Consider the following 14465-nt stretch of genomic DNA (forward strand, 5'->3'; position numbering starts at 1 on the left):
TGTTCGGAGCGCCTGGCTGTGGCCGACCGATTGATCATCCGCGGCGCGCGGGAGCACAACCTCCGCGACGTCAACCTGGACCTGCCCCGCGATGCCATGATCGTGTTCACCGGGTTGTCCGGCTCCGGCAAGTCGAGCCTCGCGTTCGACACGATCTTCGCCGAGGGCCAAAGGCGGTATGTGGAGTCGCTGTCGTCCTACGCGAGGCAGTTCCTCGGGCAGATGGACAAGCCCGACGTGGACTTCATCGAGGGCCTGTCGCCGGCCGTCTCGATCGACCAGAAATCCACCTCGCGCAACCCGCGCTCGACCGTCGGCACGATCACCGAGGTCTACGACTACCTTCGTCTGCTCTTCGCCCGCACCGGCATCCCGCACTGCCCGGTGTGTGGCGAGCGGATCAGCCGGCAGACCCCGCAGCAGATCGTCGACCGGGTGCTGGCGATGGAGGAGGGCACCCGGTTCATGGTGCTCGCCCCGGTGATCCGCGGCCGCAAGGGTGAATATGTGGACCTGTTCGCCGAGCTCCAGGCAAAGGGTTACGCCCGGGCCCGGGTCGACGGCGTGGTGCACCCGCTGACCGAGCCGCCCAAGCTGAAGAAGCAGGAGAAGCACACCATCGAGGTGGTGGTCGACCGGCTCAGCGTCAAGGCGGGCAGCAAGCAGCGGCTGACCGACTCGGTGGAGTCCGCGCTCGGGCTCTCCGGCGGCATGGTGTTGCTCGACTTCGTGGATCTGCCGGAGGACGACCCGGCCCGCGAGCGGCGCTTCTCCGAGCACCTGGCCTGCCCCAACGACCACCCGCTGGCGATCGAGGACCTCGAGCCCCGGGTCTTCTCCTTCAACGCGCCCTACGGCGCCTGCCCGGAGTGCACCGGCCTGGGCACCAAGAAGGAGGTCGACCCCGAGCTGATCATCCCGGACGAGGAGCGGAGCATCCGCGAGGGCGCGATCCAGCCCTGGTCCGGCGGCTCGACGCTGGAATACTTCCTGCGGTTGCTCGAGGCGCTCGGCGAGGCCGAGAAGTTCAGCGTGGACACCCCGTGGCGGCAGCTCTCCTCCCGGGCGCAGAAGACGATCCTGCACGGCTCCGAGGACCAGGTCCACGTGCGCTACCGGAACAAATACGGCCGCGAGCGGTCCTATTACACCGGCTTCGAGGGCGTGGTGCAGTGGATCGAGCGGCGGCACACCGACACGGAGAGCGACTGGTCGCGCGACAAATACGAGGGATACATGCGCGACGTGCCCTGCCCGACCTGTGGCGGCACGCGGCTCAAGCCCGAGGTGCTGGCGGTGACCATCGCCGGCCGGAGCATCGCCGAGGTCTGCAACCTGTCCGTCGGCGAGTGCGCCGACCTGCTGTCCACCATCGAGCTCGACGACCGGCAGAAGATGATCGCCGAGCGGGTGCTCAAGGAGATCAACGCGCGGCTGCGCTTCCTGGTCGACGTGGGCCTGGACTACCTGTCGCTGGACCGCGGCGCGGGCACCCTGTCCGGCGGCGAGGCGCAGCGCATCCGGCTCGCCACCCAGATCGGCTCCGGCCTGGTCGGCGTGCTCTATGTGCTGGACGAGCCGTCGATCGGCCTGCACCAGCGCGACAACCACCGGCTGATCGAGACGCTGGTCCGGCTGAAGAACCTGGGCAACACGCTGATCGTGGTCGAGCACGACGAGGACACCATCCGCAAGGCCGACTGGATCGTCGATATCGGCCCGGGCGCCGGCGAGCACGGCGGCAACATCGTGCACAGCGGGTCGGTGAAGGGCCTGCTGGCAAACAAGCAGTCGCCGACCGGGGCCTATCTGTCCGGCCGCAAGAAGATCCCGCTGCCGGGGCACCGGCGCCCGCAGGTGGCCGGCCGCGAGCTGGTGGTGCAGGGCGCGCGTGAGCACAACCTGAAGAACCTGACGGTGGGCTTCCCGCTCGGCCAGTTCATCGCGGTCACCGGGGTCAGCGGGTCGGGCAAGTCCACACTGGTCAACGACATCCTCTACACGGTGCTGGCCAACACGATCAACGGCGCGCGGATGGTGCCCGGGCGGCACACCCGGATCAGCGGCATGGAGCACGTCGACAAGGTGGTGGGCGTCGACCAGTCGCCGATCGGGCGCACTCCGCGGTCGAATCCGGCGACCTACACCGGCGTCTTCGACAACGTCCGCAAGCTCTTCGCGGAGACCACCGAGGCCAAGGTGCGGGGGTACGGTCCGGGCCGGTTCTCGTTCAACGTGAAGGGCGGCCGCTGCGAGAACTGCGCGGGCGACGGCACCATCAAGATCGAGATGAACTTCCTGCCGGACGTCTACGTCCCGTGCGAGGTGTGCAAGGGCGCGCGGTACAACCGGGAGACGCTCGAGGTGCACTACAAGGGCAAGACGATCTCCGAGGTGCTGGAGATGCCGATCGAGGAGGGCGCCGAGTTCTTCGCCGCGATCCCGGCCATCCACCGGCACCTGAAGACGCTGGTCGACGTGGGGCTGGGTTACGTGCGGCTGGGCCAGCCGGCGCCGACCCTGTCCGGCGGGGAGGCGCAGCGCGTGAAGCTGGCCTCCGAGCTGCAGAAACGCTCCACCGGCCGCACGGTCTACGTGCTCGACGAGCCGACCACCGGTCTGCACTTCGAGGACATCCGCAAGCTGCTGATGGTGCTCAACGGCCTGGTGGACAAGGGCAACACGGTGATCGTGATCGAGCACAACCTCGACGTGATCAAGACCGCCGACTGGCTGATCGACATGGGTCCCGAGGGCGGCAACAAGGGCGGGCTGGTGCTGGCGGCCGGCACGCCGGAGGAGATGGCCGAGGTGCCGGAGAGCCACACCGGCGGCTTCCTGCGGCCGATGCTCGGGCTGAGCGGCGAGCCGAGCGGCGCGCCCAAGGCGATCGCCCGGGCCACCAAGGCGAACGGCGCCGGCGCCACCAAGGCCACCCCGGCGCGGCGCACCCGAGCGACCCCCGCCAAGGCGACCGCGGCCAAGACGGCCGCCGCGGCGGAGGAGCCCCCGGCCAACGGCAACGGCCGGCCCCGCGCCGGCCGGTCACGGGCGAATGCCACCGCCTAGCGTTGATAACGCACGGTAACGGCGTCGCTTCGCACTGCCACTGGTGGTCCGAGGCGGCGCCGTACCTGTGAAAACCCTGCAAATCCTCGCGACAAGTCGTGGCAAATGGGGTCGAAGCTGTTGTCGGCCGTGGATTATTGTGCCTTCAACCAATGAACCGTGCAGCGGCAGCGAGCGTATAGGGAAGCAACGCCGCGTGACCGTCACGCGCGGACAAGAGGTGTTAGCGGAAGGGTTCCGACTGATGACTGACGTGCAAGCGAGGCCTGAGCACACGACCTGCAAGCACGAACGCCCGGGAGCACCGCGTCGGGCGGTCTTCGCGGGAGCGGGCGCGGTCGGCGCGGCCTGCCTGCTCGCCGCGTGCGGCACCGACACCACGGGCAGCACCGGCCAGAACGAGCCGGGATTCACCAACGACCCGATCCCGGCCGGCAGCAGCACACCGGCCACCGGCGGCGGCGACACCGGCGGCTCGGCGACATCCCTCGCGAAGGTCTCCGAGGTGCCCGAGGGCGGCGGCGTGATCAAGGGTGACTACGTGATCACCCAGCCCGTGGCCGGTGAGTTCAAGGCGTTCAGCAAGGTGTGCACGCATCAGGGCTGCGACGTCAACAAGATCGACGGCGGCGTGATCCTCTGCCCGTGCCACCGCAGCGAATTTTCCATCCAGGACGGCTCGCCGCAGGGCGGCCCGGCGAACAAGCCGCTGCCGGAGACGCAGGTCAAGGTAGACGGGGACGACATCGTCGCCGCTTAGGCGATCGCTGCCGGACCGAGCTCCATCAGGTCAGGGGGACCGGTTTCCCGGCCGGAGGCCCGACGCCGTGGCGGCGGCAACGGACCTCCGGTCGGGTAATCATGTCAGGGGTTCGGATTAGTGTGGAACCCGTGCCAGACCCGTCCAGTTATCGGCCCGCTCCCGGGACCATTCCCGACGCCCCCGGCGTCTATCGCTTCCGCGATCCCCAGGGCCGGGTGATCTATGTCGGCAAGGCGAAAAGCCTGCGCAGCCGACTGAACTCCTACTTCGCGGACACCTGGTCGCTACATGCCCGCACCCAGCAGATGGTCACCACCGCGGGCTCGGTCGACTGGGTCACGGTCGGCACCGAGGTCGAGTCGCTCCAGCTGGAATACACCTGGATCAAGGAGTTCGACCCGCGGTTCAACGTCAAATACCGCGACGACAAGTCGTACCCGTTCCTGGCCGTGACGCTCAACGAGGAATACCCACGGCTGCAGGTGATGCGCGGCGCCAAGCGCAAGGGCGTGCGTTACTTCGGTCCCTATTCGCACGCGTGGGCCATCCGCGAGACCCTCGACCTGCTGCTCCGGGTGTTCCCGGCGCGCACCTGCTCGGCCGGGGTGTTCAAGCGCTCCGGGCAGATCGGCCGGCCCTGCCTGCTGGGTTACATCGGCAAGTGCTCGGCGCCGTGCGTCGGCACGGTCGACGCCGAGGAGCACCGGGCCATCGTGCTCGACTTCTGCGACTTCATGGGTGGCAAGACCGACACCTTCGTGAAGCGGCTCGAGCGCGACATGCTGGCCGCCTCCGAAAAGCTCGACTTCGAGCGGGCGGCCCGGCTGCGCGACGACATCGCGGCGCTGCGCCGGGCGATGGAGAAGCAGACGGTGGTCTTCGGCGACGGCACCGACGCCGACGTGGTGGCCTTCTCCGAGGACCCGCTCGAGGCCGCGGTGCAGGTCTTCCACGTGCGCGACGGACGCATCCGCGGCCAGCGCGGCTGGGTGGTGGAAAAGGTGGAGGACCTGTCCACCGGCGACCTGGTGCACCACTTCTGCAGCCAGATGTACGGCGACGAGCAGGGCGGCGACGTGCCGCGCGAGATCCTGGTGCCCGAGCTGCCGGACGACGCCGCGGCGCTGTCCGAGTGGCTCAGCGAGAAACGCGGCCGCCCGGCGCATTTGCGGGTGCCGCAGCGCGGCGACAAGCGCTCGCTGATGGAGACGGTGGCCCGCAACGCCGGCGAGTCCCTGGCCCGGCACAAGCTGCGCCGGGCCGGCGACCTGACCACCCGCAGCAAGGCGCTCGACGAGATCGCCGAGGCGCTGGGCACGGAGACCGCGCCGCTGCGCATCGAGTGCTTCGACGTGTCCCAGATCCAGGGCACCGACGTGGTGGCCAGCATGGTGGTCTTCGAGGACGGGCTGGCGCGCAAGAGCGAATACCGGCGGTTCGCGGTGCGCGGCAACGCGGACGGCAGCGGCACCGACGACCTGGCCGCGATGAGCGAGGTGATGCGCCGGCGGTTCGCGCGTTACAAGGCGCAGGCCGCGCCCGCCGAGCCGGCCCCCGAGGCCGTCGCCGACGACCTCGCCACCGACCTTCCCGCCACCGACCTGCCCACCAATGACCTGCCCACCAATGACCTGCCCACCAATGACCTGCCCACCAATGACCTGCCCGGCATCGACCCGCTCACCGGGAAGCCGCGGCGGTTCGCCTATCCGCCGCAACTGGTCGTGGTGGACGGTGGCCAGCCGCAGGTCAACGCGGTCGCCGCGGTGCTGTCCGATCTGGGCATCACCGACGTGGCGCTGTGCGGGCTGGCCAAGCGGCTCGAGGAGGTGTGGCTGCCGGGCGAGGACTTCCCGGTCATCCTGCCGCGCACCTCGGAGGCGCTCTATCTGCTGCAGCGGGTGCGCGACGAGGCGCACCGGTTCGCCATCACGTTCCACCGGCAGCGGCGGTCCAAGCGGATGACCGCGTCGGCCCTCGACGACGTGCCGGGGCTGGGGGAGACGCGGCGCAAGGCCTTGCTGCGGCACTTCGGCTCGCTCAAGCGGCTGGGTCAGGCCACGCCCGAGGAAGTGTGCGAGGTGCCGGGCATCGGGCGGCGCACGGCCGAGGCGGTGCTGGCGGCTCTGGGCCCCGCGACCGCCGCCGATCCGGCGCCGGACGCCGCGGACGCCGAGCCGGGCGCGGTCCCGCGCGGTGGCGCCGGACGGACGAAGTCCCGGGCCAACCGCCCGCAGGCCCGCCCACCCGCCGAGGGCCCGGACCCAAGGTCCGATCCACGGCAGCCCGCGCGCCCGTCACCGCTGGCCGGTGGTGACGGCCAGGATTCGGGGTCCGCGCGCCGGGTGCCGGCCGGCGGTGCCGGTGACGATCTGTCGGCCGCCGGGGGTGAGCCGGCCGGCGGCGACGGCCGGGAGTCGGGGTCCGCGCGCCGGGCGTCGACGGACGGTGCCGGCGATGACCTGCCGGGCACCCGGGCTGAGCCGGGCGGTGGCGACGGCCCGGATTGGCGGGCCGTGCACGCCGCGGCGGGCGGCGACGGCGCGGACCGGGCCTGAGTGGTGACTTCGGCGGCGCCGGTGGGACGAGCCTCTCGCCGCCCGCCGGCGCTAGACGGCGCCGCACCGGCGGGGTGACACGGCTGTGGGAAGTGACGGTTCATACCTGACCGGATCGTGTAGTGGACAGTGCGTCCCCCGGTCGGCGGCCACGAGGTCGGCCTAGGATGCAGTGTCCGCCCGCGGGGGCGGGTGAGGTGACGCGGGAGGCGTGCGTGACGGATCTGTCGGACGAGACTCTGGCCGAGGAGGACACCGACCTGGTGGTCGTCACCGGGCTGTCCGGTGGCGGCCGCAGCACGGTGGCCCGGGCGCTGGAGAACGTCGGCTTCTACGTCGTGGACAACCTCCCGCAGGCGCTGATGCTGGACATGGCGCAGCTCGCGTTCCAGGCCGGCGGCGCGGCCCGGCGCACCGCGATGGTGCTCGACGTGCGCAGCCGCGCCTTCTCCACCGACCTGGCCGGCGCGATCCGGGCGCTGAAGGAGCGCGGCTTCTCGCCGCGCGTGGTGTTCGTGGACGCCGACGACGAGGTGCTGATCCGCCGCTTCGAATCGGTGCGCCGATCGCACCCGCTGCAGGGCGACGGGCGGCTGGCCGACGGCATCGCCGCCGAGCGCAAGCTGCTCGAGGAGGCCCGCGAGCAGGCCGACGTGATCATCGACACCAGCCACCTCAACGTGAACCAGCTGCGCCGCCGGGTGGAGGAGCTGTTCGGCGGCGAGGACGCGCGCCGGCTGCGGATCACGGTGCTGTCCTTCGGCTTCAAATACGGTCTGCCGCCGGACGCCGACTATGTGATGGACGCGCGCTTCCTGCCCAACCCCTTCTGGGTGCCCGAGCTGCGCGAGCACACCGGCCTGGACGAGGCGGTGAGCGGATACGTGCTGGGCCAGGAGGGCGCCAACGACTTCGTCGGGACGTACGCGTCGCTGATCGCGGCCACCGCGCCCGGCTTCGAGCGCGAGGGCAAGCGCTACCTGACCGTGGCGATCGGCTGCACCGGCGGCAAGCACCGCAGCGTGGCGATCGCCGAGGAGTTGACCACCCGCCTGCGCGACATCCGGCTCTCCGCCCACGCCTCGCATCGCGACCTGGGGCGGGAGTGACGGGCGCGACGATGCGGGTGGTGGCCTTCGGCGGCGGTCATGGATTGAGCGCCGCGCTGCGTGCGCTCCGGCAGTGCGTGCCCGCGCTCGACGTGGACATCACCGCCGTGGTCACGGTCGGCGACAACGGCGGCTCCAGCGGCCGGCTGCGCGCCGAACGCAAGGCCCAGCTGCCACCCGGCGACCTGCGCCAGGCGATCGCCGCGCTGGCCGACGACGACCCGGGCGCCCAGCGCACCGCGGCGCTGCTGCAGCACCGGTTCGCCGCGGTCGGCGACCCCGACCCGCTGGCCGGGCACGCGGTCGGCAACCTGCTGCTGCTCGGGCTGATGGAGATGCTCGACGACCCGGTGGACGCGCTCGACCACGCCGGCCGGATGGTCGGCGCGCACGGCCGGGTGCTGCCGATGGCCTGCCACGCGGTCGGCATCGAGGCGGACGTGCGCGGCCACGACCCGGCCCGGCCGGCCGAGACGGTGACCGTTCGCGGACAACACCAGGTGGCCATCACCACCGGCCACGTCGAGGCGGTGCGGCTCGACCCGGTCGAGCCGCCGGCCTGCCCGGCCGCGCTCGAGGCGATCGCCGCCGCAGACTGGCTGCTGTTCGGTCCCGGCAGCTGGTACACGAGTGTTCTGCCTCACCTGCTGGTGCCCGAGCTGGCCCGCGCGATCGTGGCCAGCCCGGCCCGCAAACTGGTCACGCTCAACCTGGCGGCGGACAACGAGACGCTCGGTCTCTCGGTCGCCGATCACCTGGCCGCGCTGCGGTGGTACCTGCCGGAGCTGACCGTCGACATAGTGCTCGCCGACGCGAAATGGGTGGGCGAGCCCGAACCGGTGCATCACGCCGCGGAGGCGCTCGGCGCCCGGCTCGTATTGGCACCACTGGCCGTTGCGGACGGCAGCCCGAGGCATGATCCTGAGTCGTTGGGCGTTGCACTGGTGCCTGTCCTGGGTGCCGCTCGTTAAGCACTCGCGTACCAAGGCACACATTGTTCAAGATCCGGCGCATGAGGTGACGAAGACGATGGCTATGACGGCAGCGGTCAAGGATGAGCTGAGCCGGGTCGACGTGCCCAAGCCGTGCTGCCGGCGGGCGGAGATGGCCGCGCTGCTGCGTTTCGCCGGCGGGCTGCACATCGTCTCCGGCCGGGTGGTGGTCGAGGCCGAGCTCGACACCGGCGCGGTGGCCCGCCGCCTGCGCCGCGAGATCGCCGAGGTGTACGGGTACCCGAGCGAAGTGCACGTGCTGGCCGGCGGCGGTCTGCGCAAGGGCAGCCACTACATCGTCCGGATCGTGAAGGACGGCGAGGCGCTGGCCCGGCAGACCGGCCTGCTGGACGTGCGCGGGCGCCCGGTGCGTGGCCTGCCGCCGCACGTGGTCTCCGCGAACGTGTGCTGCGCGGTGGCCGCCTGGCGAGGCGCGTTCATGGCTCACGGCTCGCTCACCGAGCCCGGCCGGTCCAGCGCGCTGGAGATCACCTGTCCCGGCCCGGAGGCGGCACTGGCGCTGCGCGGCGCCGCCCGCCGGCTCGGCATCACCGCCAAGGAGCGCGAGGTGCGCGGCGTGGACCGGGTGGTGATCAAGGACGGTGACGCGATCGCCGCGCTGCTCACTCGCATCGGCGCGCACGGCAGCGTGCTGGCCTGGGAGGAACGCCGGGTGCGCCGCGAGGTGCGGGCCACGGCGAACCGGCTGGCCAACTTCGACGACGCCAACCTGCGCCGCTCGGCCCGTGCCGCGGTGGCCGCCGCCGCCCGGGTCACCCGCGCCCTGGAGATCCTCGCCGACGAGGCCCCCAACCACCTGACCAGCGCCGGTCAGCTGCGCCTGGAACACCGTCAGGCGTCGCTGGAGGAGCTGGGCGCGCTGGCCGACCCTCCGCTGACCAAGGACGCCATCGCGGGCCGCATAAGGCGTCTGCTCGCCCTCGCCGACAAGCGCGCCCGCGACCTGGGCATCCCCGACACCGAAGCGGCAGTAACGCCCGAGATGATGGCTGTGTAGTTGGTCGTCGCTCCGCTCCGACGGGCGAAATGCGACTTGGGTTGCGCTCAACCCACCACCGGGCCGGACGGCTCGGGGCGGCCCGGACCCGCGCCTAGGCTGTCGGTGGGGACGGGACTTGTCGGCACGCGTATCCCAAAAGGTTTTCGCATTTGGCTTAGGTAACGATCAGGTCGCGGACCCGGGCGGGAGGGCCGCCACCGGCTCGGATAAGGTCAGGGCGACGGCGACGGTGCCGGGAAGAACGGCCTGACCGCGCTGCTTCGAGCGGCTGCGGCGGCCGTGGAGAAAACTCGCCGGCCCGGGATGCGCAGGTCGGCCTAGCACGAGGAGATCCTGTGACCATCCGGGTTGGCATCAACGGCTTCGGCCGTATCGGCCGCAACTTCTTCCGGGCCGTGCAGGCGTCCGGGGCGGACATCGAGATCGTCGCCGTGAACGACCTGACCGACAACGCGACCCTCGCGCACCTGCTGAAATACGACTCGATCCTGGGTCGCCTGCCGCACGAGGTGAAGGCCACCGCCGACGAGATCACCGTGGGTGGCAAGACCTTCAAGGCGTTCGCCGACCGTGACCCGGCCAACCTCAAGTGGTCGGACGTGGGCGCCGACGTCGTCATCGAGTCGACCGGCTTCTTCACCGACGCCACCAAGGCCAAGGTGCACGCGGACAACGGCGCGAAGAAGGTCATCATCTCGGCGCCGGCCAAGAACGAGGACATCACGATCGTGATGGGCGTCAACGACCACCTCTACGACCCGGCCAAGCACACGGTCATCTCGAACGCCTCCTGCACCACCAACTGCCTCGCGCCGATGGCGAAGGCCCTGCACGACTCGGTGGGCATCGAAAAGGGTCTGATGACCACGATCCACGCCTACACGCAGGACCAGAACCTGCAGGACGGCCCGCACAAGGACCTGCGCCGGGCGCGCGCCGCCGCGATCAACGTGGTGCCCACCTCGACCGGCGCCGCCAAGGCGATCGGCCTGGTCATGCCCGAGCTCAAGGGCAAGCTGGACGGCTTCGCGATGCGCGTGCCGATCCCGACCGGCTCGGCCACCGACCTGACCTTCACCGCCTCCCGCGAGACCTCGGTCGACGAGGTCAACCAGGCCGTCAAGGCCGCGGCGGAGGGCGCGCTCAAGGGCTACCTGGTCTACACCGAGGACCCGATCGTGTCGTCGGACATCGTCACCGACCCGGCCTCCTGCATCTTCGACGCCGGCCTCACCAAGGTGATCGGCGACCAGGTCAAGGTCGTCGGCTGGTACGACAACGAGTGGGGCTACTCGAACCGCCTGGTCGACCTGGTGAAGCTGGTCGGCTGATCTTGAAGACACTCGACGACCTGCTCGGCGAGGGTGTGTCCGGTCGGCGCGTGCTGGTGCGCGCCGACCTGAACGTCCCGTTCGACAAGCAACAGGCCGGCGTCATCACCGACGACGGCCGGATCCGGGCGGTGCTGCCGACCCTGATCGCGCTGCGGGACGCGGGCGCACGCGTCATCGTGTGCTCGCACCTCGGCCGTCCCAAGGGCGCGCCGGACCCGGCGTTCACGCTCGACCCGGTGGCGACCCGCATGGGTGAGCTGCTCGGCAACCCGGTGATCTTCGCGTCCGACACCGTCGGTGAGGCGGCGTCGGCGGCGGCCGACGCGCTGCTCGACGGGCAGATCCTGCTGCTGGAGAACCTGCGGTTCAACGCGGGGGAGACGGCCAAGGACGACGACGCGCGCGGCGCGTTCGCCGCGCAGCTCGCGGCCTTCGCGGACGCCTATGTGGACGACGCGTTCGGCGCGGTGCATCGCAAGCACGCTTCCGTGTACGACGTGCCGGCCCTCCTGCCGCACTACGCCGGTGGCCTGGTGCTGCGCGAGGTCGAGGTGCTGAAGCGTGTCTCGGACGATCCCGAGCAGCCCTACGTGGTGGTGCTCGGCGGCTCGAAGGTGTCCGACAAGCTCGCGGTGATCAAGGCGCTGCTGCCCAAGGTGGACAAGCTGCTCGTCGGCGGCGGCATGTGCTTCACGTTCCTCAAGGCGCAGGGTCACGAGGTCGGGAAGTCGCTGCTCGAGTCCGAGATGATCTCCACGTGTGCGTCGCTTCTCGAGTCCGCCGGTGATCGTCTTGTGCTGCCGGTGGACGTCGTGGCGGCCAGCGAATTCAGCGCCTCCGCCGCGCATGATGTAGTGGATATTTCGGACATCCCCTCGGACCGCCTGGGTCTCGACATCGGGCCTGCCTCCGTGGCCCTCTTCGCCGACGCGATCGGCTCGGCGAAGACCGTGTTCTGGAACGGGCCGATGGGCGTGTTCGAGCTCGAGCCGTTCGCGGCCGGCACGCTGGGCGTGGCCGAGGCGATCACCAAGATCGACGGCTTCTCCGTGGTCGGTGGCGGCGACTCGGCCGCGGCGGTGCGCAAGCTCGGCCTGGACGAGACGGCCTTCGGGCACATCTCGACCGGCGGCGGCGCCTCCCTGGAATACCTCGAGGGCAAGACCCTCCCCGGCTTGGCTGCACTGGAGAACTGATGAGTGACGAGGGCCGCCGGCCGATCATGGCCGGCAACTGGAAGATGAACCTCAACCACCTCGAGGCCATCAACCTGGTGCAGAAGCTGGCGTTCAGCCTCAACGAGCAGGTGCTCGCCGCGGTCGAGGTGGCCGTGCTGCCGCCGTTCACCGACCTGCGCAGCGTGCAGACCTCGGTGGACGGGGACAAGGTCCAGATCGTCTATGGCGCGCAGGACCTGTCGCCGCACGCCGGCGGCGCGTACACCGGGGACATCTCCGGCGCGATGCTCGCCAAGCTGGGCTGCACCTATGTGCTGGCCGGCCACTCCGAGCGCCGGCAGCACCACAACGAGGACGACGCGACCGTCAATGCCAAGGTCAAGGCCGCTTTCGCGGCGGGTCTCACGCCGATCTTCTGCGTCGGCGAGGGCCTCGAGGTGCGCGAGGCGGGCGACCACGTCGGGTACGTGCTGAGCCAGGTCGACGCCGGGCTCGAGGGGGTCAAGGCCGAGCAGATCAAGCAGACCGTGGTCGCGTACGAGCCGGTGTGGGCGATCGGCACCGGCAAGACGGCCACTCCCGAGGACGCGCAGGAGGTGTGTGGCGCGATTCGTGCGCGGCTCACCGAGACGCACGGCGCCGAGGTGGGCGAGGCGGTTCGCATCCAATACGGCGGCTCGGTCAAGGCGAACAACATCGCCTCGATCATGGCGCAGCCGGATGTGGACGGCGCTCTGGTCGGCGGCGCGAGCATGGACGCCGAGGAATTCTCGACGATCTGCCGGTATCGCGAGCACGTCGGACGCTGAGGAAGCCCGGCCGGTCACCACCGCGGCCGGGCGACCCGCTATTGTTTGGGGCGCTGTTGTGCCCAGCCCTGAGAGGAATGCCCCGACCATGCCGATCGCGTTCGCCTACACGTTGATCACTCTGCTGATCATCACGAGCGTCATCCTGACCATGCTGATCCTGCTGCACCGCGGCAAGGGCGGCGGCATGTCCAGCATGTTCGGTGGCGGTGTCACCTCCAGCCTGGCCGGCTCGTCCGTGGCGGAGAAAAACCTCGACCGTTACACCGTGCTCGTCGGCATCATCTGGTTCGCCTGCATCGTCGGTCTGGGGTTCTGGCTCAAGGTGGCGCAGGCCGGCTGACTTTCGTCCTTTCTCAGGGGACACCGGAGTCGTAGACTCTGCCGCGCGGTCCGGATTGATTACTCCGGGTCGCGCGGTTCTTTTTCCGACCTGACTCGCACCATTCGTTTCGCCTGACAGGAGCGTCATCCGTGTCCAGTGGCAGCGCCATCCGTGGTAGCCGCATCGGTTCCAGCCCGATGCGCCCCGACGAGCGCAGTGAGCCCGCCCCGCGCCGGGAGGTGACGTATTTCTGCGCCGCCGGCCACACCTCGATCGTCAAGTTCGCGGCCGAGGCCGCCGAGCCCGAGACGTGGGATTGCCCGCGGTGCGGCCAGCCGGCCGGGCTCGACGAGCAGAACCCGCCCGGCAAGATGCGGACGGAGCCGTACAAGTCGCATCTGGCGTATGTGAAGGAGCGGCGCTCGGACGCGGACGGCGAGGCGATCCTCGCCGAGGCGCTGGCCAAGGTGCGGCAGCGCCGGGGCCGTTCTCAGTAGGTCCGGCGGCCCAGATAGAGCACGCCGGGGTCGCCCGCCGGGATCTCGGTGAAGCCCAGGCGGTCATAGAAGGCGCGGGCCTTCGTGTTGCCCGGCGCCATGCCCAGGTGCACCTTGTCGGCGCCGGCCGCGTGCACCCCGGCCAGGAACGCCTCCATCAGGCCGCGGCCGAAGCCCTTGCCCTGCCATTGCGGCAGCAGGTCGATGTGCAGGTGCGCGGGGTAGTCGACGAGCTCCGGCACGATCATGCGTTCCGGGTTGAGGTGCAGGCCGAGCATGAAGTCGGTCGCGTTCCGCGGCGGGACGGCCGGGTCGGGGTAGCGGCCCGCGGTGGCCGGCAGCCACTCGTCGCGGTAGCGCCGGGCGAAGACGGGTGTGTCGGCCGTGCCCAGGATGTAGCCGACCGCGGCGCCGGTGCCGTCATCCACGACGTGGGCGTGTTGCGGCTCGAGGGTCACGTACGGCGCCGCGAAGATGTCGCCCATCAGGCGGTCGTCGACGTATTGGCCGCGGGCGTCACCGCCGGCGTCGGCGGTGCGGACACAGATGTCGTAGACCGCGTCCAGGTCGGTGGGCTCGTAGCTGCGAATCATGGGGGCCACCTACGCATTCTAGAGAGCGCTCTCCGGGTGACCTGGATCACCCTCTGATCGCCAACCTTTTCGGGGCTGAGGCGTCTGTCCGGTCGAGGGTTTCACCTCTTCCTTTCTCTCTCTCGCCCCTGGAGTCTGTCGATGAATCGGATGCGCGCGGTTGTGGTCACTTCGTCGGTGGTGGTGGCGGCGGTTCTCGGGACCGCGGCGGTGGCGC

General features: G+C 70.4%; 10 protein-coding genes and 2 pseudogenes. 11 read left to right on the forward strand and 1 reads right to left on the reverse strand.

The window, feature by feature from the left end; genetic code table 11:
- Positions 1–18: 18 nt before the first annotated feature.
- The 11 genes and pseudogenes from uvrA to ACZ6TI_RS41695 form a co-directional block, all read left to right on the forward strand.
- Positions 19–2973: pseudogene (gene uvrA, locus ACZ6TI_RS41645) on the forward strand (excinuclease ABC subunit UvrA); the annotation flags it as partial.
- Between the two features lie 340 nt (positions 2974–3313).
- Positions 3314–3829: a Rieske (2Fe-2S) protein gene (locus ACZ6TI_RS41650; protein ID WP_465350802.1), complete on the forward strand. Its 516-nt coding sequence runs from the start codon at positions 3314–3316 to the stop codon at positions 3827–3829.
- A gap of 131 nt (positions 3830–3960) precedes the next feature.
- Positions 3961–5982 (forward strand): annotated as a pseudogene (gene uvrC / locus ACZ6TI_RS41655) (excinuclease ABC subunit UvrC); the annotation flags it as partial.
- A 623-nt stretch (positions 5983–6605) separates the two neighbouring features.
- Positions 6606–7499 carry an RNase adapter RapZ gene (gene rapZ / locus ACZ6TI_RS41660; RefSeq protein WP_465350803.1) on the forward strand — a complete coding sequence of 298 codons (894 nt, stop codon included), beginning with the start codon at positions 6606–6608 and terminating at the stop codon, positions 7497–7499.
- Between the two features lie 11 nt (positions 7500–7510).
- Positions 7511–8470 (forward strand): gluconeogenesis factor YvcK family protein, encoded by a 960-nt coding sequence (locus tag ACZ6TI_RS41665; protein WP_465350902.1) that lies wholly within the window; start codon positions 7511–7513, stop codon positions 8468–8470.
- A 58-nt stretch (positions 8471–8528) separates the two neighbouring features.
- Positions 8529–9509 (forward strand): DNA-binding protein WhiA, encoded by a 981-nt coding sequence (whiA, locus tag ACZ6TI_RS41670; RefSeq protein ID WP_465350804.1) that lies wholly within the window; start codon positions 8529–8531, stop codon positions 9507–9509.
- Positions 9510–9847: 338 nt separating this feature from the next.
- The gene (gap, locus tag ACZ6TI_RS41675; RefSeq protein ID WP_465350805.1) at positions 9848–10843 is read left to right on the forward strand and encodes a type I glyceraldehyde-3-phosphate dehydrogenase; all 996 of its coding nucleotides are present in this window, start codon (positions 9848–9850) and stop codon (positions 10841–10843) included.
- Positions 10840–12042, forward strand: coding sequence for a phosphoglycerate kinase (locus ACZ6TI_RS41680; protein WP_465350903.1), 1203 nt, complete (start codon positions 10840–10842; stop codon positions 12040–12042). The genes gap and ACZ6TI_RS41680 overlap by 4 nt, the downstream gene beginning before the upstream one ends.
- Positions 12042–12833: a triose-phosphate isomerase gene (tpiA, locus tag ACZ6TI_RS41685; protein ID WP_465350806.1), complete on the forward strand. Its 792-nt coding sequence runs from the start codon at positions 12042–12044 to the stop codon at positions 12831–12833. The genes ACZ6TI_RS41680 and tpiA overlap by 1 nt, the downstream gene beginning before the upstream one ends.
- Positions 12834–12921: 88 nt before the next feature.
- Positions 12922–13176 carry a preprotein translocase subunit SecG gene (gene secG / locus ACZ6TI_RS41690; protein ID WP_465350807.1) on the forward strand — a complete coding sequence of 85 codons (255 nt, stop codon included), beginning with the start codon at positions 12922–12924 and terminating at the stop codon, positions 13174–13176.
- A gap of 131 nt (positions 13177–13307) precedes the next feature.
- Positions 13308–13655: an RNA polymerase-binding protein RbpA gene (locus tag ACZ6TI_RS41695; protein ID WP_465350808.1), complete on the forward strand. Its 348-nt coding sequence runs from the start codon at positions 13308–13310 to the stop codon at positions 13653–13655.
- On the opposite strand, the gene ACZ6TI_RS41700 is transcribed toward ACZ6TI_RS41695, so the two are convergent.
- Positions 13649–14248, reverse strand: coding sequence for a GNAT family N-acetyltransferase (locus ACZ6TI_RS41700; RefSeq protein ID WP_465350809.1), 600 nt, complete (start codon positions 14246–14248; stop codon positions 13649–13651). The genes ACZ6TI_RS41695 and ACZ6TI_RS41700 overlap by 7 nt on opposite strands.
- Between the last annotated feature and the right edge of the window lie 217 nt (positions 14249–14465).

Source organism: Actinoplanes sp. NPDC051388, from assembly GCF_055586225.1.